Annotated in this window: 16 protein-coding genes and 1 pseudogene; 10 read left to right on the forward strand and 7 right to left on the reverse strand. The window is 73.3% G+C overall.

Annotated elements, in window-relative coordinates; genetic code table 11:
- The 3 genes from P1P75_RS15905 to P1P75_RS15915 form a co-directional block, all read left to right on the forward strand.
- Positions 1 to 1,887 (forward strand): thioester reductase domain-containing protein (locus tag P1P75_RS15905; RefSeq protein WP_319255716.1); only part of this gene is annotated, 1,887 nt, incomplete at its 5' end.
- The gene (locus tag P1P75_RS15910; protein WP_319255718.1) at positions 1,884 to 3,017 is read left to right on the forward strand and encodes an alpha/beta fold hydrolase; all 1,134 of its coding nucleotides are present in this window, start codon (positions 1,884 to 1,886) and stop codon (positions 3,015 to 3,017) included. The genes P1P75_RS15905 and P1P75_RS15910, both read left to right, overlap by 4 nt.
- A 63-nt stretch (positions 3,018 to 3,080) precedes the next feature.
- Positions 3,081 to 3,881 (forward strand): alpha/beta fold hydrolase, encoded by an 801-nt coding sequence (locus P1P75_RS15915; protein ID WP_319255720.1) that lies wholly within the window; start codon positions 3,081 to 3,083, stop codon positions 3,879 to 3,881.
- Here P1P75_RS15915 and P1P75_RS15920 read toward each other — a convergent pair.
- Positions 3,874 to 5,328, reverse strand: a complete 1,455-nt coding sequence (locus P1P75_RS15920; protein WP_319255721.1) for an FMN-binding glutamate synthase family protein — start codon at positions 5,326 to 5,328, stop codon at positions 3,874 to 3,876. The genes P1P75_RS15915 and P1P75_RS15920 overlap by 8 nt on opposite strands.
- Positions 5,329 to 6,927 carry an alpha/beta hydrolase gene (locus P1P75_RS15925; protein WP_319255723.1) on the reverse strand — a complete coding sequence of 533 codons (1,599 nt, stop codon included), beginning with the start codon at positions 6,925 to 6,927 and terminating at the stop codon, positions 5,329 to 5,331.
- A 329-nt stretch (positions 6,928 to 7,256) separates the two neighbouring features.
- Here P1P75_RS15925 and P1P75_RS15930 point away from each other — a divergent pair, with 329 nt between their 5' ends.
- Positions 7,257 to 7,931, forward strand: coding sequence for a chaplin (locus P1P75_RS15930; RefSeq protein ID WP_319255725.1), 675 nt, complete (start codon positions 7,257 to 7,259; stop codon positions 7,929 to 7,931).
- Between the two features lie 42 nt (positions 7,932 to 7,973).
- Here the strand turns inward: P1P75_RS15930 and P1P75_RS15935 are convergent, their stop codons facing one another.
- The gene (locus tag P1P75_RS15935) at positions 7,974 to 8,471 is read right to left on the reverse strand and encodes a nucleoside deaminase (protein ID WP_319255728.1); all 498 of its coding nucleotides are present in this window, start codon (positions 8,469 to 8,471) and stop codon (positions 7,974 to 7,976) included.
- Positions 8,472 to 8,665: 194 nt separating this feature from the next.
- Here P1P75_RS15935 and P1P75_RS15940 point away from each other — a divergent pair, with 194 nt between their 5' ends.
- The 3 genes from P1P75_RS15940 to P1P75_RS15950 all read left to right on the forward strand — a co-directional run bounded on the left by P1P75_RS15940 (position 8,666) and on the right by P1P75_RS15950 (position 12,115).
- Positions 8,666 to 9,442 (forward strand): GNAT family N-acetyltransferase, encoded by a 777-nt coding sequence (locus P1P75_RS15940; protein WP_319255730.1) that lies wholly within the window; start codon positions 8,666 to 8,668, stop codon positions 9,440 to 9,442.
- Positions 9,443 to 9,579: 137 nt separating this feature from the next.
- Positions 9,580 to 11,292: an alpha/beta hydrolase gene (locus tag P1P75_RS15945; RefSeq protein WP_319255732.1), complete on the forward strand. Its 1,713-nt coding sequence runs from the start codon at positions 9,580 to 9,582 to the stop codon at positions 11,290 to 11,292.
- A 55-nt stretch (positions 11,293 to 11,347) separates the two neighbouring features.
- A complete protein-coding gene (locus P1P75_RS15950; RefSeq protein ID WP_319255772.1) occupies positions 11,348 to 12,115 on the forward strand; it encodes a metalloregulator ArsR/SmtB family transcription factor in 768 nt (255 codons plus the stop codon).
- 134 nt (positions 12,116 to 12,249) lie between these two features.
- Here the strand turns inward: P1P75_RS15950 and P1P75_RS15955 are convergent, their stop codons facing one another.
- Together P1P75_RS15955 and P1P75_RS15960 are read right to left on the reverse strand one after the other, a co-directional pair.
- Positions 12,250 to 12,690, reverse strand: a complete 441-nt coding sequence (locus P1P75_RS15955) for an SPW repeat protein (protein WP_319255733.1) — start codon at positions 12,688 to 12,690, stop codon at positions 12,250 to 12,252.
- A gap of 129 nt (positions 12,691 to 12,819) precedes the next feature.
- Complete coding sequence (locus P1P75_RS15960; protein WP_319255735.1) at positions 12,820 to 13,515, reverse strand: type 1 glutamine amidotransferase domain-containing protein; 696 nt, start codon at positions 13,513 to 13,515, stop codon at positions 12,820 to 12,822.
- 144 nt (positions 13,516 to 13,659) lie between these two features.
- On the opposite strand from P1P75_RS15960, the gene P1P75_RS15965 reads away from it, so the two are divergent.
- Both P1P75_RS15965 and P1P75_RS15970 read left to right on the forward strand, forming a co-directional pair.
- A complete protein-coding gene (locus tag P1P75_RS15965; RefSeq protein ID WP_319255737.1) occupies positions 13,660 to 14,571 on the forward strand; it encodes a LysR family transcriptional regulator in 912 nt (303 codons plus the stop codon).
- An 83-nt stretch (positions 14,572 to 14,654) separates the two neighbouring features.
- Positions 14,655 to 15,299, forward strand: a pseudogene (locus P1P75_RS15970) (SGNH/GDSL hydrolase family protein); the annotation flags it as partial.
- Between the two features lie 22 nt (positions 15,300 to 15,321).
- Here the strand turns inward: P1P75_RS15970 and P1P75_RS15975 are convergent.
- Both P1P75_RS15975 and P1P75_RS15980 read right to left on the reverse strand, forming a co-directional pair.
- Complete coding sequence (locus P1P75_RS15975) at positions 15,322 to 16,686, reverse strand: deoxyribodipyrimidine photo-lyase (protein ID WP_319255739.1); 1,365 nt, start codon at positions 16,684 to 16,686, stop codon at positions 15,322 to 15,324.
- 69 nt (positions 16,687 to 16,755) lie between these two features.
- Positions 16,756 to 18,276, reverse strand: a complete 1,521-nt coding sequence (locus P1P75_RS15980; RefSeq protein ID WP_319255741.1) for an SDR family oxidoreductase — start codon at positions 18,274 to 18,276, stop codon at positions 16,756 to 16,758.
- 124 nt (positions 18,277 to 18,400) lie between these two features.
- On the opposite strand from P1P75_RS15980, the gene P1P75_RS15985 reads away from it, so the two are divergent.
- Positions 18,401 to 18,904, forward strand: a complete 504-nt coding sequence (locus P1P75_RS15985; protein WP_319255743.1) for a MarR family transcriptional regulator — start codon at positions 18,401 to 18,403, stop codon at positions 18,902 to 18,904.
- Positions 18,905 to 19,000: the final 96 nt, after the last annotated feature.

The raw sequence follows: 19,000 nt of genomic DNA on the forward strand, positions 1-19,000 counted from the left end.
GGCTGGGGCGGGGAGGCCGGCCGGTGCGGGGGCGGGCAGGACGACCCGCACAGCACCGCCCGCCGCGAGGACCTCGACCAGATCCTGGCCGACCTCGCGCTCGCCGACCGTCTCCCCTTCCTCCGCTCGCCCGAGCCGCTGCCGCCCCGGCGGATCCTGCTCACCGGCGCGACCGGCTTCCTCGGCAGCCACATGCTGCTCGACCTGCTCCGGCACAGCGACGCCCATGTGTACTGCCTGGTCCGCGGGGCCGACGAGGAGGCGGCGACCGCCCGGCTCGCCGAACAGCTGCGCACCTACCGGCTGCCGTGGAACGCGGAGGTCCGCCGCCGTGTCACCGTCCTGCCCGGCGACATCCGCCGTCCGCGCCTCGGCCTGTCCGACGAGCTGTGGCACACCCTCGCCCACGAACTGGACAGCGTGGTCGGGGTCGCGGCGGCCGTCGACTTCCTGCGCGGCTACCAGTCGCTGCGCGCCAGCAACGTCCTGGGCACCCTCACCCTCGCCGAACTCGCCGCCACCGGACGGCCCAAGCCCCTGCACCACATCTCCTCGATCGCCGTCTTCAACGAGGTCGGCATCAGCTCCATGGGCGAGGACGACCCGTTCGCCCACGTCGACCGCCTCGTCGCGGGCTACGACCAGTCCAAGTGGGCCGCCGAGGCGGCCCTGCGCCGCGCCCGCGACCACGGACTGATCGTCTCCGCGCTGCGCCCCGGCGGCATCGGCGGCCACACCAGGACCGGCGCCTACAACCCGCAGGACCTCAGCAGCGGTCTGATCTCGACGTTCGGCCGCTTCCGCACCGTACCGGCGTTCCGCTACCTCAACGCCGCTCCCGTCGACTGGGTCAGCCGGGTCGCCGTGGCCGTCGTCTGCGAGCCGGACGCCTGGGGCTTCGACTACAACCTCACCGGCGTCCCCAACACGCTCGACGACGTCGTCCGCGACATGGCGTTCGGCGGGATGCACGTACGGGTCGAGGACTGGGACGAGTGGCGCACCGACACCCTGGCCCGCCTGGAGGCCGAGCCGATACCCGAACTCGCCTTCCTCGCGCGGGTGTTGCAGAGCCCGACCGCGCTGAAGCTGTGCGAGGCCACGCTCAAGGGCCCGGCGGCGAGCGCCGAGCGCACCGACGCCCTGGTGGAGGCCCTCGGGCTGACCCCGGCCGCCCGGTACGACGCGCAGGCCCAGCTGAAGACGTTCGAGAAGCTCGCCGGTGACGGACTCGCCCGACTGCCGCGCAAGGAGGACCAGCCCTACCTGTGGTTCGCCGAGACCACCGAGGGCCTGGTCCGCCGTACCGGCGACACCACGGGGAACCCCTGCTCCATGGCGCTGACCCTCTCCATCGCGAGCATGTACCAGCTCGTCAAGGAGCGCCGGGTCGACGTGTCCGGCGAGATCACCTGCCCGGCGGTCCACGCCGAGCCGCTCACCGTCGTCCACGGCGACGTCTGGGTGCGCCCCGAGGAGGGCATCCCGCAGCAGCACGGACTCAAGCATCAACTCCTGCGCTACCGGCTGCGGTTGCGGGACGCGGACGGGCAGCTGTGGTGGCTGGAGGGCCACAAGTACGCCCGCGCCCGCCGCGACCTGTGGCGTCAGACCCGTGCCCTGACGATCGAACTCGGGCGCGAGGGCGAACCGGCCACCTTCACCGGCGAGGTCGTCGTGCCCGCCGACTCCTACGTCCGCGACCAGATCGACGGCATCAAGGTCGCCCCGCACCTCACCGGGCGGGAGAAGCGGGCCGCGAAGCTGACCTGGCTCGCGTGGTTCGGCCTGGAGATGGGCCGCGGACTCGCCGGCCCCTTCGCCCGAGCCGCCGCGGACCTGCTCGACCTGCGCCGCACCCCGAACCCCACGGAGCGCCACCGATGATCTTCAAGACGACCCCAGCGCCCCGGCGGCAGCTCCGCAGGGTCAGGACCACCACCGCGCTGCGCCCGCTGCGCCACCGCCTGGACCCGGCGCGCGTGGAGGAGATCCCGTTCCGCGCGGCCGACGGCGTCCGCCTCGGCCTCACCCGTGTCGATTCCGGCGAGAGCGGCCGTCCCGCCGTGCTCCTCCTGCACGGCCACACCGCGTCCGCCGACATGTTCCTGCTCCCGGAGACCCGCAACCTCGTCGACTCCCTCCTCGACGACGGCTACGAGCCATGGCTCCTGGACTGGCGGGGCAGCTGCCGGCTGCCCTACAACGAGACCGGACAGCGCTACACCTACGACGACGTGGCCCTCTACGACATCCCGGCCGCCGTCTCCCACATCCGCGAACGCATCGGCGACCGCCCGCTGTTCGTGGTCGCCCACTGCATCGGCTCCCTCACCCTCTCCCTGTCGATGACGGCCGGACTGGTCCCCGGCCTCGCCGGAGTGGTCTCCCAGGGCGTGTTCCTCACGCCGAAACTGGCCGGCCGCACCTCCCTGCGCATGTCGGTGGCGGGGGAGCTGCTGAAGTCCCGCATCGACCACATCCCGGTCGACTTCCGCAAGGTGGGCCTCTGGTCGAAGTACACGCCCCTGTTCGCCCTGGCCTCCCGCAAGGCGGACTGCCCCGACCCGACCTGCCAGATGCTGCACAACTCGGCCTGGGGGAGCGGCGCCTCACTCTTCGTGCACGAGAACGTCTCCGAGGCCACCCACGACCGGCTCGCCGAACTGCTCGGCCCGGCACCCCTGTGGATCCTGCCGCACCTGCGCCGGATCGAGCTGGCCCGCAGTGTGGTCCGCTGGCACGACACCGACGGCCGCTACCGCTCGCTGCCGCGGAACGCCCTGGACGCGGCCGGCCGCATCGACACGCCCGTCCTGCTGCTCGCCGGCAGCGAGAACGGCCTGTGGCTCGACTCCCAGAAGCTGTGCCACGAGGTCCTCGCCCACCGGCAGCCCCAGCTCGACGTCCGCTACACCGAGATACCGGGCTACGGCCACCTGGACACGTTCCTCGGCCGGGGCGCCGCCCTCGACGTGTTCGGCCACATCCTCGATTTCCTCGGCGAACGACGGTGACGCCGACCCCGTCGGCCGGTTACCGTACGCGTCAGTAACCGGACGTTCACGCAGGAGGCACCCATGCCGCAGCTCGAAGTCGACGGCGCGAGACTGACGTACGACGACGAAGGGCCGCGCGAGGGCGGCGGGGTGCCTCTGGTGTTCGTGCACGGCTGGACGGCGAACCGGCACCGCTGGGACCATCAGGTGGCGCACTTCTCGAAGACGCGCCGGGTGATCCGGCTCGACCTGCGCGGACACGGCGACAGCGCCGGGGCGGGTGTGAAGACGGTCCAGGAGCTGGCGAACGACGTCCTCGCCCTCCTCGACCACCTCAAGGTCGAGCGGTTCGTGCTGGTCGGCCACTCGATGGGCGGGATGATCGCGCAGACCATCACCCTGGCCCACCCCGAGCGCGTCGAGCGCATGGTGCTGGTGAACTCCATCGGCAAGATGGCGTACAACCGGGGCAGGGGCCTGCTGATGGCCGCCTCCACCCTCGTGCCGTACAAGCTGTTCGTCGCCACGAACATCCAGCGCGCCTTCGCCCCCGGCTACCCGCGCGACGAGATCCGCGCCTACATCAAGTCCTCCGCGGACACTCCGCGCGAGGTGGTCATGACGCTGTACGGCGCCATGCGGGACTTCGACGTCCTGGACCGGGTCGGGGAGATCCGCACGCCGACCCTGATGATCCACGGCTACCACGACATCCAGCTCCCGGTGAAGCAGATGCTGCGGATGGCCAAGGCCTACCCGGACGCCACCGTCCGCATCATCGACGCGGGCCACGAACTCCCCGTGGAGAAGCCGGCCGAACTGACGGCGGCCATCGACGCCTTCGTGACCGCTCCGTCGGACCGGGCGGACACCGCTAGCTGAAGCCGTCGGGGTCCGCCGCCTTCCAGTCCGCCGCCCAGGACTCCGGCGGCCCGGACAGCAGCGCCCCCGGCTCCAGCCACTCGTACAGCTCCGCGCAGGACCGGACCGTTCCCCGGCCCGTCCGCCGCACCAGGTGGGCGGGCGTCAGGCCGGCCGGCTCGCGGACACCCATCGAGGCCATGATCCGCACGGCGTCGCGGACCGTATCCCGTTGGTAGGCGTGGACCCGCCGGGCCTTGTCGTCCACGTCCAGGGCGCGCATCCGCCGCGGGTCCTGGGTGGCGACACCGACCGGGCAGGTGTTCGTATGGCAGCGGCCGGCCCCCACACAGCCCACGGCCCGCATCATCGCGCGGGCCGCGTTGGTGTAGTCGGCGCCCTGGGCGAGCCGCCGGACGACGTCCGCGCCCGTGGCCACCCCGCCGCTCGCCCCGATCCGCACCCGGTCCCGAAGCCCGACGCCGACCAGCGCGTTGTGCACGGTGATCAGCCCCTCGGTGAGCGGCAGTCCCACCTCGCCGGCGTACGGCGGCGCCGCGCCCGAGCCGCCCTCCGACCCGTCCACCACCACGAAGTCCGGCGCGACGCCCTCCGCGACCATCGCCCGGCACACCGCGAGGAACTCCCGGCGCGAGCCCACGCACAGCTTGACCCCGGTCGGCTTGCCGCCCGCCAGCTCGCGCAGCCACGCCAGGAACAGCACCAGCTCGCGTGGCGTGGAGAACTCCCGGTGCCCCGGCGGCGACACCACCGGCTCGCCCACCGGCACCCTGCGTTCCCGCGCGACCGAGGCACTCACCTTCACACCTGGCAGCAGCGCGCCGCCGCCCGGCGCGGCCCCCTGCGACAGCTTCAGCGACACACACCGCACCTCGGGCAGCGCCGCCTTGTCCGCGAACTCCCGCGCGTCGAAGCGCCCCTCCCCGGTCCGGCAGCCGAAGTAGCCCGTCCCGATCTCCCAGACGAGGTCACCGCCGCCCCGCAGATGGTGCTCGGTCAGCCCGCCCTCGCCGGTGTCCTGCGCGAACCGGCCCAGCGCGGCACCCCGGTTGAGGGCGAGCACCGCACGGGGCGACAGCGCGCCGAAGCTCATCGCGGACACGTTGAGCAGCGACATGTCGTACGGCAGCCGGCAATCGGGCCCGCCCACCCGCACCACGGGAGGCTCCTCGGCCGGTTCGGCCGGCGCGAGGGACGGAATCAGGAACTCCCGCACGGTGCCGGGCCGTTCGTCATCACGGTGCCGGGACACGAACGGCAGCCGCCCGGTCAGCGGATACGCCCGCAGCAGCGCGTCGGGGCGCTGCATCAGATCGCGGACACCGAGGGCGGTGAGCGTCAGCAGCGGTCCGGCCGACCACCACCACCGTGCCGAGCCGGTGCAGGCGGCGAGCGTGGTCCCGGCCGCGCCGACGGCGATCAGCAGCAGCGGCAGAACGCGGCGCACTCAGTCGTCCTCGTCGGCCCCGCAGGAGCTGCCGCTCGGCGGGAGGGAACCGTACAGAAGGAAGTCGTCGACCTTGCGGTGCACGCACTTCGACGAGCCGTACCCCGTGTGGCCCTCGCTGCGGTTGTCGAGCACCACGGCCGACGGCCCGAGCCGCTCCGCCGTCTCCACCGTCCAGCGGTACGGCGTGGCCGGGTCCCCGCGGGTGCCGACGAGCAGCATCTTGGGCGTGTCCAGGTCCTTCACCTCGTCGCGTATGTAGTCCGTGCCCTTCGGACGGCCGTAGCACATCAGGACCTGGGTGAGCCGGTACTGTCCGAAGACCGGCGACGCCTCCTCGTAGTCGGCGCGCAGCCGCTGGAGGTCGGCGGTGATCCGCTCGGCGGTGGGGCGGTCGGGATCGTCCGCGCAGTTGATCGCCATCAGCGCCGCCGGCAGGTTGTCCAGGGGGATGTCCTCCTCGTCCGCCAGACCCCCGCCCGGATCATCGCCGCCCGGGCCGCGCACCGGCAGCGACAGACCGCCGGTCGCGAACGCCATCACGCCGCTGGTGTCCCCGCTCTCCACGAGCTGGGCCAGCGCCCGCTCCAGTGACGGCCACAACTGCTTGCTGTACAGCCCCTGCCCGATGGCGCCCACCAGGTCCTGTCCGGTGAAGGGCTCACCGAAGTCCGTCGGCACCGGGTCCTCGTCCATGGAGTCCACCAGCCGCAGCACCTCCTCGCGGGCCGTGCGCGCGTCCTGCCCGAACGGGCACGCGATGTCCTTCACGCACCAGTCCACGAAGTCGTCCAGCGCCACCTGCTGACCCCGGGCGCCCGCGATGCCCTGCTCGGCGAGCGGCTCGGTGAGCGTGTCCACGCCGTCCAGGACCAGCCGGCCCACCCGGTCGGGGAACTGGGCGGCGTACACCGCGCCGAGCCGGGTGCCGTACGAGAAGCCCAGGTAGTTGAGCTTCTTGTCGCCGAGGGCCGCGCGCATCACGTCCAGGTCCTTGGCCGCGTCCACCGTGCCGATGTGCGGCAGGACCGGACCGGAGTGCTTGGCGCACGCGGCGGCGGCCTTCTCCAGCTGCGCCAGCAGCTCCCGCGGATCTCCGAGGTCGTCCGGGTCGTCGTCCACGGCCGCGTACGCGTCGTCCTCGGCGTCCCCGCAGCTGACCGGGGAGGAGCGGCCGACGCCCCGCGGGTCGAAGCTCACCACGTCGTAGCCGTCGGTGAGGTCCATGAACTCCTTGCCGCCGTAGGCGAGTTCGGGGACACCTGGGCCGCCGGGGCCGCCGAAGTTCAGCAGCACCGAGCCGCGCTTGTCGCCGGTGGCGCGATAGCGGGCGAGCGCCAGGTCGAGGGTGGCGCCCTTGGGGCGCCCGTAGTCGACGGGCACGGTCACCTTGGCGCACTGGAGATCGGGGGGCATACCCTCGCCCGTGCACTTCCCCCACGTGACCTTCTGGTCGTGGAACCGGGACAGGTCCGGGGGACGGTCACCGTCCCCGTCCCCGGCCGTCGTCGGCAGCGTGGTGCCGAGCAGGGTCAGTGCGGCGGCCACGGCGAGCGCGCCGCGTCGCAGTGCGGGTCGCGTCGACAGCTTGGCCAGCATCAATGCCTCCCAGGACGCCTTGCGGCGGACCGGGGACCGCCGCTCGGCCCACGATATGCGGGCTCCGCGGGACCCGCCTCCGCACACCGTGCGGCCCGCGCGAGGCCCGCCGTCCGGCCTGTCGTGCGGCCCGCGCGAGGCCCGCCGTGCGGCCGTCGGACGGAGCGAGCCGGGGACGGCTGATGGCCGGATTGTCTGCTTAACCGCCAGTTCGACGGCAGTGGCGCCCATTGGGGTGAAAGACCGTTTGGCCATAACCAACATGGTCCGGACCGCGTTCTACGGGGCGCGGGCGAGTGCCCGCGACCAAGTCTGGAAGGCAGGGACCCATGAGACGGGTTACCCGAAACGGTGTGATCGCCGTCGCCGCCGCCTCGGGCGCGCTGGCCGTAGCGATGCCCGCGTTCGCCGACTCCGCGGCGGACACAATCGCGGCCGGCTCCCCGGGAGTGATCTCCGGCAACGGCGTCCAGTTGCCGGTGCACGTCCCGGTGAACCTGTGCGGCAACACCGTGAACGTGGTGGGACTGCTCAACCCGGCCGCGGGCAACGCCTGCGCGAACAAGGGATCGGCCGCCGCCCCCGCGAAGAACGGCGGCGGCGCGAGCGCCCACGGCGGTGTCCGGGACTCGCCCGGCGTCGTCTCCGGCAACGGCGTCCAGCTGCCGGTCGACCTCCCGGTCAACGTGAGCGGCAACAGCGTCAATGTCGTCGGCATCGCCAACCCGGTGATCGGCAACGAGTCCGTCAACATCTCGGAGGAGGATCCGGCACCCCCGGCCGAGCCGAAGCCGGAGCCGCCGACGCGGCACACCCCGCCCGCCGCGTCCCACGCGCACCCGACGGTGGTGCCGCCCGCCCGTGCCGCACAGGCGCCGCAGGCCCTGTCCGCCCTCGCCCACACGGGCACGGACGCCACGGTTCCCGCCCTCGCGGGCGCCGGGGCCCTGGTCCTGGGCGGAGCGGTCCTCTACCGCAGGTTCCGGCCCACTGCCGGACACTGACCGGCGCTCCCCGCACGGCCGTAGGCCCCCGCTTCCGGGGGTCTACGGCCGTTCCGGCTCGGCCGAGGCCGCGTGGAACCGCCGATGGAGGGCCCGCACCTCCTCCACCAGCTCGGGCACCGGCCCCTGCACGGTCACGCCGGGGGCGATCTCCTGGACCGGCAGGGCCCGCACCGGCGCGGCCGGCACGCCCCACTCCGTGAGCCATGTCGTCAGCTGGGCGGACGAGGCGACGTACACGATGCGGCCGAGGCCCACCCACGCGTGGGCGGCCGCGCACATCGGGCAGTGCTCGCCGGACGTGTACACCGTGGCCGCCGCCCGCTCCCCGGGCGACAGCCGTGCCGCGGCCCAGCGGGCCAGCTCGAACTCGGGATGGCGGGTGCGGTCGCCGGACGCCACCCGGTTGTGGTCCTCCGCGTGCACCGTCCCGTCGGCCCCGACCAGCACCGAGCCGAACGGCTCGTCTCCGGCGGCCAAGGCATCCTCGGCGAGTGCGACACAGCGGCGCAGATGCGGGAGTTCGTCGTCCTTCAGCATGACCTGCGGCTCTCCTCGTCCTCGGACCGGTCCTCGACGTCAGCGTACGGCGGGCCCGCGAGCGCCCTGGATACCGGACGTACGGCAGGCGGGCCGGCGGAAAGGCGTGCCGTCGGCCCCCGGTGACGGCCGTCAGGGCCGGGCCCGCAGGTAATCCCGTTGATCACACGGGGACGCGATGCTGAAGTGTGCCCATGGACAACGCCGCGGTACTCGCCCTGTACGACCGGGACATGCGCGAAGGCGCACTCCCCGAAAGCCCCGGCGCACGCGTCGAACGCGTCGGGCGGGTGGTCCGCCATGTCGGCTCCGAGGACGGCTGGAGCGGCGTCGTGTGGTCCGACCTGAGTGCCGCGGACGCCGACGCGGCGATCGCCGGGCAGATCGCGTACTTCGGCGGACTCGGCCGCGACTTCGAGTGGAAGCTCTACGGGCACGACCGGCCCGCCGACCTCGGGGACCGGCTCGCCGGGGCCGGGCTCGTGCCCGAGCCGCAGGAGACCCTGATGATCGGCGAGACCGGCGAGCAGCTCGTCGGCGTCGACCTGCCCGACGGGCTCCGCATCGTGCCGGTCACCGACATGGCGGGAGTCGGCCTCATGGCCGAGGCCAACGAGAAGGCGTTCGGCAAGGACTCCGCCTGGCTGGTGGACCTGATGCGGGACCGCCTCGCCACGGACCCGGACAACCTGGTCGCCCTCGTCGTCCTCGCGGGTGAGGAGCCGGTCAGCTCGGCGCGCATGGAACTGATCCCCGGCACCCCCTTCGCCGGCCTGTGGGGCGGCGGCACCTGCGAGCCCTGGCGAGGCCGCGGCATCTACCGCGCCCTCGTCGCCCACCGCGCCCGCATCGCCGCCGCCCGCGGCTACCGCTACCTCCAGGTCGACGCCTCGGACCAGAGCCGCCCCATCCTCCAGCGCCTCGGCTTCGCCCCGCTGACCACGACGACGCCGTACGTGTACGTCCCGTAGGCACGCCTGTCCCCGTGTCCCCGTACCGCCCGTTCGGCCGCGTGTCGGTTGCCCGGCGGGCGGGGCGCCGGTGGTATGGCTGCGGGGCCGCTGTCGCAGGGCCCGGCTTCCGTCAGCCGCCAGGGAAGGGCCCACTCATGCCACGGACCGTCATACGGATACCGCTCCGAGGGGCCGCGAGCGCGGCGGCCGGTGCGCTGGTGATGCTGCTCGGCGCGGCCGGCCCGGCGTCGGCGGGCGGACCGGGCGGGGACGGCGCCGTCGTCCTGCGCTGGAAGCCCTGCGAGGGCGAGGCGCGGGCCGCGTTCGACTGCGCGGTGGCCAACGTACCCCTCGACCACACACGCCCCGAGGACCGCACCATCGAGCTGGCCGTGATCCGGCACCGCGCCGCCGAACCCGCCGAGCGCGACGGCGCGCTGTTCTTCAACCCCGGCGGTCCGGGCGGTCCCGGCACGGTCGGCCTGCCGGAGCTGTACGAGAAGTTCCCCCGCGAACTGCGCGAGCGCTACGACATCGTCAGCTGGGACCCGCGAGGCGTCGGCGAGAGCACGGCCGTGCGCTGCTTCCCCTCCGCACAGGAGGCCGCCGCCTGGCATGCCGAGGTTCCCACCTTCCCGGTGGGTGAGCGCGAACAGCGCGCGTTCGCCGCCTCCTACGCCGATCTCGCCCGGCGCTGCGAGCGCGACGACCCGGAGCTGCTGCGCCACATCTCCACCGCCGACACCGCCCGCGACCTGGACCTGCTGCGCCGCGCGACGGGGGAGGAACGGCTGCACTACTGGGGCATCTCGTACGGCACGCTGCTCGGCGCGACCTACGCCAACCTGTTCCCCGAGCGGGTCGGGCGTCTGGTGCTCGACGGGAACGTGGACCCGCGGGCGTGGGTGAACCGAGGTGCGACCGGTGAGCCCGAGCTGAACACCTTCCTGCGGCTCGGCTCCCACCTGGGCTCGGCCGGAACGCTGACGCAGTTCCTCGACCACTGCGGCCGCGCACCGGTGACGGGCTGCGTGTTCTCGGCCGGCAGCCCCGCGGCCACCCGCGCCAAGTACGACTCCCTGCTGCGGCGCCTGGCGAAGCGGCCGGTCGGTGAGTGGACGTACGCGCGGACGGTGAGCGAGGTGCGCGGCGGGCTCTACACCGTGCACCCCGGCTGGGCCGGGATCGCGGACACGCTCGAAGAACTGTGGGCCGGGCGGGCGCCCGTGGACCCCGGGACGGCGGCGGAACCGGCGCGCTACCCGGGCTTCGAGCAGTCGACCGCGGTCATCTGCGCGGAGAGCCCCAACCCGGCTTCGCCGGACCGCTATCCGGGGCTGGAGCGGCGGGCGGTGGCGGAGGCCGGGGCGCTGGGCAGCTGGTGGGCCTGGGCCACCGAGCCGTGCACCGCGTGGCCGGCCCGCGCGGCGCGGCCGTACACCGGTCCGTGGAACCGGACGACGGCCCACCCGGTGCTGGTGGTCAACCCGACCCACGACCCCTCGACGCCGTACGCGTCGGGCCGGGCGATGGCCGCGGAGCTGGGCAGTGCGCGTCTGCTGACGCTCGACGGGTATGGGCACACCGCGCTGGACAATCCGAGCGCGTGCGTCGGGCGGCATGTGGTGCGCTACTTCGTCACCGGCGCGCTGCCGCCGGAGGGCGCGCGGTGCGCGCAGGACCTCCCGCCGTTCGTCGAGCGGATCCCGGAGCCGGCGGCGCTGCCCGCCTCGGCCGGTACGCCGACGGAGAAGCGGCCCCCGGGTGAGGCGCCCGAGCTGCGGGCACCGTACGGTGTCTGGCCCCAGGAGATCGTGTCGGGCCTGTTGCCCCCGCGCAGTGCCGCGCGGACGGACGGCCGCCGTTGACATGCAGGTGAGTGCCTGCATAACGTGGGGTGTGCGATCAGAGAGCGACTCCGCGATGGACCAGGTGTTCAAGGCGCTGGCCGACGACACGCGGCGACGGCTGCTGGACCGGCTGCACGAGCGGTCCGGACAGACCCTCGGGCAACTGTGCGAGCACATCGACATGAGGCGCCAGTCGGTCACCCAGCACCTGGCCGTCCTGGAGGCCGCCAACCTGGTCGCCACGGTGCGGCGGGGGCGGGAGAAGCTGCACTACCTCAACCCGGTGCCGCTCCACGACATCCAGGAGCGGTGGATCGACAAGTTCGAGCGCCCGCGGCTGCGCGTGCTCAACGAGGTCAGGCGACGAGCCGAGGAAGCCATGGCCGACAAGCCCACCTTCGTCCATGTCACCTACATCGCCAGTACGCCCGAACGCGTCTGGGACGCGCTCACGGACGCCGGCCTGACCGCCGCCTACTGGGGGCACAGCAACGTCTCGGACTGGCGGCCCGGTTCGCGCTGGGAGCACGTGCGCACGGACGGCTCCGGTACCGCGGACGTCGTCGGCACCGTCGTGGAGAGCGGGCGTCCGACCCGGCTGGTCACCACCTGGGCCGCACCGGGCGAGGAGGGGCAGCCGGAGCGGCACTCGCGGGTCACCTTCGCGATCCGGCCGCACGCCGACATCGTCCGCCTCACCGTCGTCCACGAGGACCTCGCCGACGAGGACGCGCTCGCCGAGGTCTCGCAGGGCTGGCCCGCGGTGCTGTCCAACCTCAAGTCGCTGCTGGAGACCGGCCGGACCCTGCCGCAGGAGCCGTGGCTGGTGCCCGGCGGCTGAGGGGCCGCGGGGCCGCGGGGCCGCGGGACCGATCGGCAGGGCGGACGACGAAAGGCGGCCCGGTGTCGGGCCGCCTTCCTGTCTCCGCTCTGTGCTCAACGGGGCCTGCGCGTTCTCGTTCTCGTCGAGGTGCGTCACGCCTTGGGGACGCCCTTCGCCGCCGTACCGGCGCACAGCAGTCCGAGGATCAGTGCCAGCGCCCCGATGATGATGTTGTTGACGATGACACCGGCGTCCGGGCTGTCGCCGACAACCCACGGGGCGACGATCATCCAGATACCGAGCGCGCACATGGCCCAGCTCAGGCCGTACATACGGGCCGGAGCCGCGGTGAATCCGAGCGCCAGCAGGCCGATCGCTATGCCGACGATGAGGTTGTGCGTCATGAGCGCGGGCTGGCTGGCGGTGTAGTGGAGTATCCACGGGGACACGGCGCAGTACAGACCGAGCAGGAACACCGGTCCGTCCACGAGCGCCACGTCGCGACCACCGAGCATGCGGTCGTACCGGGTCCGCATCTCGGAAACATCCGGGTGAGTCGACATGTCGCCCCGGGAGTGCGAGACGTTGGCCATGACTCATCTCCTTCGACTTGCAGGTCCGACCGCGTCTGGTGCGGTGTGCGGTAAGAGCCGCGCAAGCCCATTCTGCGCTTATTTTTCCTTTATGTGTAGAGGTGGGCGGGGATGCTCGGCGAGCACGGTTCAGCCCAGCTTCTTCAGCAGTTCGGCGGCGAGCGGGCCGGAGGAGGACGGGTTCTGGCCGGTGACGAGGTTGCCGTCCACGATCACGTGCGGCGCCCACGGCTCGCCGGCCCGCACCTCGACGCCGGCCTCGGTCAGCCGGTCCTGGAGCAGCCACTTGGCCTTGTCGCCGAGGCCGGCCTGCATCTCCTCGGCGTTGGTGAAGGCGGCGATGTGGCGGCCGGCGAAGGCGTTGGAGCCGTCCTCCTTCACGGCGGCCAGCAGGGCGGCCGGGCCGTGGCAGACGACGCCCAGCGGGGTGCCGGACTCCAGGGCCGTCGCCAGGAGGCGGCCGGAGGCGGCGTCGACGGCCAGGTCCTCCATCGGGCCGTGCCCACCGGGGTAGAAGACGGCCGCGTAGTCGGCGAGGTCCACGTCCTCCAGGCGGACCGGACGCTGCAGCTCGGTCATCGCGGCGAGCCCGGCGGCGACGCGGTCGGCCCCCTCCTGGCCGCCGTTCAGCTCGGCGGCGAGGCTGCCCTTGTCCACCGGCGGGACCACGCCGCCCGGAGTGGCGACGACCACCTCGTGGCCCGCCGCGCGGAACGCCTCGTACGGGGCGACTGCCTCCTCGGCCCAGAAGCCGGTGGGGTGCAGGGTGCCGTCGGCGAGCGTCCAGTGGTCGGCGCCGGTCATCACGAACAGGATCTTTGCCATGGTGGTCTGTCTCCGGGGTGTCGGGTTCTCGTGGTGGGTGTCTTGGTGTCGGTGTCTCGAACCTAGGCCGTCCAGCCATAGGAAACCAATGAGGATTCCAATGTCAGGTATGGGAATCCCGATGGGCGAGGCGGAATACTGCGGATGGTGGAGCAAAGTCATCACCTGGACCTGAACCTGCTGCGTACCTTCCTCGCGGTCTACCGCTCGGGGTCGTTCACCGGCGCGGCGCAACTGCTCGGCCTGTCGCAGCCGACCGTGACGACACAGATGCGGACCCTGGAGCGGCAGGCCGGGCGGGAGCTGTTCGAGCGGCTTCCGCGCGGCGTCACCCCGACCGCCGTCGCCGACGCGCTGGCCGCGCGGATCTCCGCACCGCTGGACGAGCTGTCCGCGGTGGCGGGGCCAGGCCCGGCGGTGGCGGGACGCCCCGACCCCGTGCACCTCGCCGGACCCGCCGAACTGCTGTGCGCCCGCGTGCTGCCCGCCCTGGCGCCCCTGGCCGCCGACGGCGTCCGGCTGCGCGTGGCGACCGGTCTGACCGAACCGCTGCTCGACGAACTGCGGGCCGGCCGGCATGACCTGGTCATCGCCACGACCCGCCCGCGCGGCCGCACCCTGACCTCGACACCACTGATGGACGAGGAGTTCGTCCTGGTCGCCGCCCCGGCCTGGGCCGACCGGCTCGGGGACCGGCCGCCCGCCGAACTGCCCGCCGCCCTGCACCCGGTCCCGCTGGTGACCTACGCGCAGGACCTGCCGATCGCCCGCCGCTACTGGCGGCACGTCTTCGGCCGACGGCTGTCCGGCCCCGCCGCCGTGACCGTGCCCGACCTGCGCGGCGTGCTGGCCGCGGTCGTCGCGGGTGCGGGCTTCACCGTCCTGCCGCGCTACCTCTGCCTGACCGAACTGGCCTCGGGCGCCCTCGTCGCCCTGCACGAGCCCGAGGACCCGCCGATCAACACGGCCTTCCTCGTCCAACGGCCAGGAGCCGTGGAGAACCCCGACGTGGCCCGCGTCCGCGACCTCCTGCTGGGGGAGGGCCGCGCCTGGTGAGGGGGCCCGACCCCATGGACTCCTATCTGAATAGTCAAAAAAGTGAGTAGGCTGGGGGGACTCGTCGACCCAGGGGGCCCGCCATGTCCAGTACCCACACAACCCACAGCACCCGGATCAGATACGCGCGCTACGTCGCTCTCGGCGACAGCCAGACGGAAGGGGTCGGCGACGGCGACGACAAGAGCGGCCTGCGCGGCTGGGCCGACCGCCTCGCCGAGCAACTCGCCCACCACGACACCGGACTTCGGTACGCCAACCTCGCCGTCCGCGGCCGGCTGGCCGGGCAGGTCCGCTCCGAGCAACTCGCCCCGGCACTAGCGCTCCGCCCCGACCTCGCCACCGTCGTCGCCGGCGTCAACGACCTGCTGCGCCCCCGCTTCGACGCCGACGAGGTCGCCGGTCACCTGGAGGCCGCGTTCGCCGCGCTCACGGCGCAGGGCGCCCGCGTCGCCACCATGACCTTCCCCGACGTGGGCCGCGTCGCCCCTCTCGCCCGGCCCCTCGCCCCGCGCGTCGTCGCCCTCAACGCCCGCATCCGGGAAGCGGCCTCCCGGCACGGCGTGGCCGTCGCCGACATCGAGGTGCAGCCCGCGGCCACCGACCCGCGGCTGTGGAGCACGGACCGGCTGCACACCTCGCCGCTCGGCCACGCCCGCATCGCCGCCGCCGTGGCGCACGCCCTGGGCCTGCCCGGCAGCGACGACACCTGGACCCACCCGCTGCCGGTGCACCAGAACTGAGCCCGCCTCAGCCGAGCCCGCGCGCCTCCCGGAACCGGGCCAGCCCTTCCGCCAGCTCGATCACCGGGTCCGGGTAGCCGACCGCCGCCCGGTCCGCCCCACGCAGTTTCCACGGCTGATGCACCGCCGACCCCGCGACGCCCGCCAACTCCGGCACCCAGCGCCGCACGTACGCGCCGTCCGGATCGAACCGCCTCGCCTGCGTGAGCGGGTTGAGGACCCGGTTCGGGCGGGTGTCCGTACCGGTGCCCGCGACCCACTGCCAGTTGAGCTGGTTGTTCGCCACATCCCCGTCGACCAGCAGGTCCAGGAAGTGCCGTGCGCCGATCCGCCAGTCGACGTACAGCGTCTTGGTGAGGAAACTCGCCGTCAGCAGCCGGCCCCGGTTGTGCATCCAGCCCTCGTGGCGCAGCTGACGCATCGCCGCGTCGACGACCGGGTAGCCGGTACGGCCCTCCCGCCACGCCTCGATGTCCCCGCGGGCGGTCCGCTCGGTACGCCAGCGGTCGTGCCGGGGCCGGTAGTCGGCGTCGGCGGCATGCGGGCGGGCCGCCAGCACCTGGCGGTGGAAGTCACGCCAGGCGAGCTGCCGTACGAACGCCTCGGCTCCCGCGCCGCCCGCCCTGCGGGACCGCTGCACCAGTTCGACGGGGGAGAGGGTGCCGAAGTGCAGGTGGGGGGAGAGGCGGGAGGTCGCGTCACCGGCCAGGTCGTCGTGCCGGTCCTCGTAGGCGGAGATCCCGTGGCGCAGCCAGGCCGCGAGCCGTGCCCGGCCCTCCCGCTCGCCGCCCGCCGCCAGGCCCTGCGACACGCCCTCGTCCACGGGGAGCCGCTCCGAGCCGACACCGTCCGCAACCCGTACGACGCGGGGCGCGCCGAGGACGTCACGCTGCCGCTCCCGCGTCCAGCGCCGGAAGTACGGCGTGAACACGGCGAAGTGGTCCGATCCGGCCGGGGCCACCGCGCCGGGGGCGACGGCGGACGTCACGGCGTCGTGCACACGCAGGCGTACGCCCGCCGCCTCCAAGGCGTGCCGCAGCCGCTCCTCGCGGCGCTGCGCGTACCGGCTGACGTCGGCCGCCAGATGGACCTCGCCGGCGCCCGCCTCGCGGACCACCCGGCACACCTCCTCGACCACGTCACCGGAACGGACCACGAGCCGCCCGCCCCGCTCGCGCAGTCCCGCGTCCAGGTCGCGCAGACAGTCCGCGAGGAAGGCCAGCCGGTTCGGCGCGGCGAACCCGGCGGCGTCCACGGACCGGTCACGCACGAACAGCGGGACCACCGCGCGGCCGCCTGCCGAGGCGGCCCGCAGCGGCGGATGGTCGTGCAGCCGCAGATCGGACGTGAACAGGACGACCGAGACGTTCATGACGCGGCTCCGGACGGGGCGAGGGGAACACCGGGTTCGGCTGCGGCGAGGCTCCCGGCGGACGCGCGGTCAGGCACCGGCCCTCGCCGTCCCCGCCTCGGCCGCCGCGGTACGGGAGATGTTGCGGGCCATGCCGCCGAACACGACCGCGTGGAACGGGGCGACGCTCCACCAGTACACCTGGCCGAGGAGCCCGTGCGGATGGAACACGGCGCGCTGGCGGTATCGGGTACGGCCCGCCTCGTCCGTCTCCGCGAACATCTCCAGCCAGGCCAGACCCGGCAGCCGCATCTCGGCGCGCAGCCGGAGCAGACGCCCGGGTTCGATCTCCTCGACCCGCCAGAAGTCGAGCGAGTCGCCGACCCGCAGCCGTCCCGCGTCGCGCCGTCCCCGGCGCAGCCCCACCCCGCCGGCCAGGCGGTCCAGCCATCCGCGCACCGCCCACGCCAACGGGAACGAGTACCAGCCGTTGTCGCCGCCGATGCCCTCGATCACCCGCCACAGAGCTTCCCGGGAAGCGTCCACGGTCCTTTCCCGGCAGTCGGTGTACAGACTGCCGCCCGCCCAGTCGGGATCCGTCGGCAGCGGATCGCTGGGCGCGCCGGGAAGCGAGGCGGACGACCAGCGGGTGAGGACCCGCGCGTCGCGGACACGCCGCAGCGCGAGCCGTACCGCCTCGTCGAAGCCCAGCGGATGGCCGGGCGGGTCCGGCACGTACCGGGCGATGTCGTGCTCCCGGCACACCACCTCGTGCCGCAGTGACTCGGCGAGCGGCCGCGCGATGGAGGCGGGCACGGGCGTCACGAGGCCCACCCAGTGGCTGGACAGGCGAGGCGTGAGCACCGGCACCGGCAGGATGAGCCGACGCGGCAGACCCGCCACGGCGGCGTAACGGAGCATCATGTCGCGGTACGTCAGCACCTCCGGCCCGCCGACGTCGAAGGCCCGGCTGACGTCCGCGGGCATACGGGCGCTGCCGACCAGGGCGCGCAGCACGTCCCGGACGGCCACGGGCTGGATCCGGGTGTGCACCCAGCTCGGAGTGACCATGACGGGCAGGCGTTCGGTGAGGTAGCGCAGCATCTCGAAGGAGGCCGAGCCGGAGCCGATGACCACGGCCGCGCGCAGCACCGTGGCCGGTACGCCGGAGTCCAGCAGGATGCGGCCCACCTCCGCGCGCGAGCGCAGGTGCGGCGACAGCTCCCGCTCGGGGACACCGGACGGGGTGAGCCCTCCGAGATAGACGATGCGCCGTACTCCGGCGGCGCGGGCCCGCTCTCCGAAGATCCGCGCCGCCCTGCGGTCGGTCTTCTCGAAGTCGCGTCCCGTGCCCAGCGCGTGCACCAGGTAGTAGGCGACATCGACGTCCCGCATCGCCTCCGCGACCGAAGCGCCGTCCGTGACGTCCCCGCGAACCACCTCCGCCTCCCCTGCCCACGGATGGTCGCGCAGCCGCTCCGGGGAGCGGGCCAGGCAGCGCACCCGGTGGCCGGCGGCCAGCAGTTCCGGGACGAGCCGGCCGCCGATGTACCCGGTGGCGCCGGTGACCAGGCAGCGCAGCGACTCCTGGCCCAGGCTGTGTGCGTTCATGAGTTCTGGTCCTCCGTGTCGACGGTCCCCGAACTATGGCTTCCACGCCGGGGCGGACGGCGGATGCGGCGACGGTGTGTGGGCGCACGATCGGGTGATCGTGAGCAGCGACTACGCTGACCGCGTGGCCACAGGGAACGACGGGAAGCAGGACCGGGGCGGGCGCGACGCCGACGCCTCGCCACCGTCCGACCTGTACGCCTTCGCCGTCCGGCTGCGGCGGATGAACGGTGAGATCAACCGGCTGGTGCACGGGTTCGCGGGCGACCACGGGCTGCACGCCACGGACGTCCAGGCACTGGCGGCCATCCTCGACGCCGAGGAGCCCATGACTCCGAAGCGGCTGCGCGAGCACCTCGGGCTCACCTCCGGGGCCGTCACCGCCTGCGTCGACCGGCTGGAGCGCGCCGGTCACGTCCGGCGGGTCCGCGAGAGCTCCGACCGCAGAGTCGTCCACCTGCACTACGTCTCCGACGCCCGCTCCGCTGCGCGCACCTACTTCCGCCCGCTGGCCGAGGCCACACAGGCGGCCCGGTCCCGTTTCACCGAGGCCGAGCTGTCGGTGGTGCTGCGCTTCCTGGCGGCGATGAACGAGGAACTGTCGTCAGCCACCCCCGGCGAGGGCTGAGACCGGACACGATCCGGGTGTGTCCGCCGCCCCTGTGAGGGCAGAAGACCAGGCACCGTTAGGATCCGTTCGACGAACATCACTCAATCATTGAGA

It is taken from the genome of Streptomyces sp. ID05-39B, from assembly GCF_033794725.1.
GTDB classification, from domain to species: Bacteria; Actinomycetota; Actinomycetes; order Streptomycetales; family Streptomycetaceae; genus Streptomyces; species Streptomyces bobili.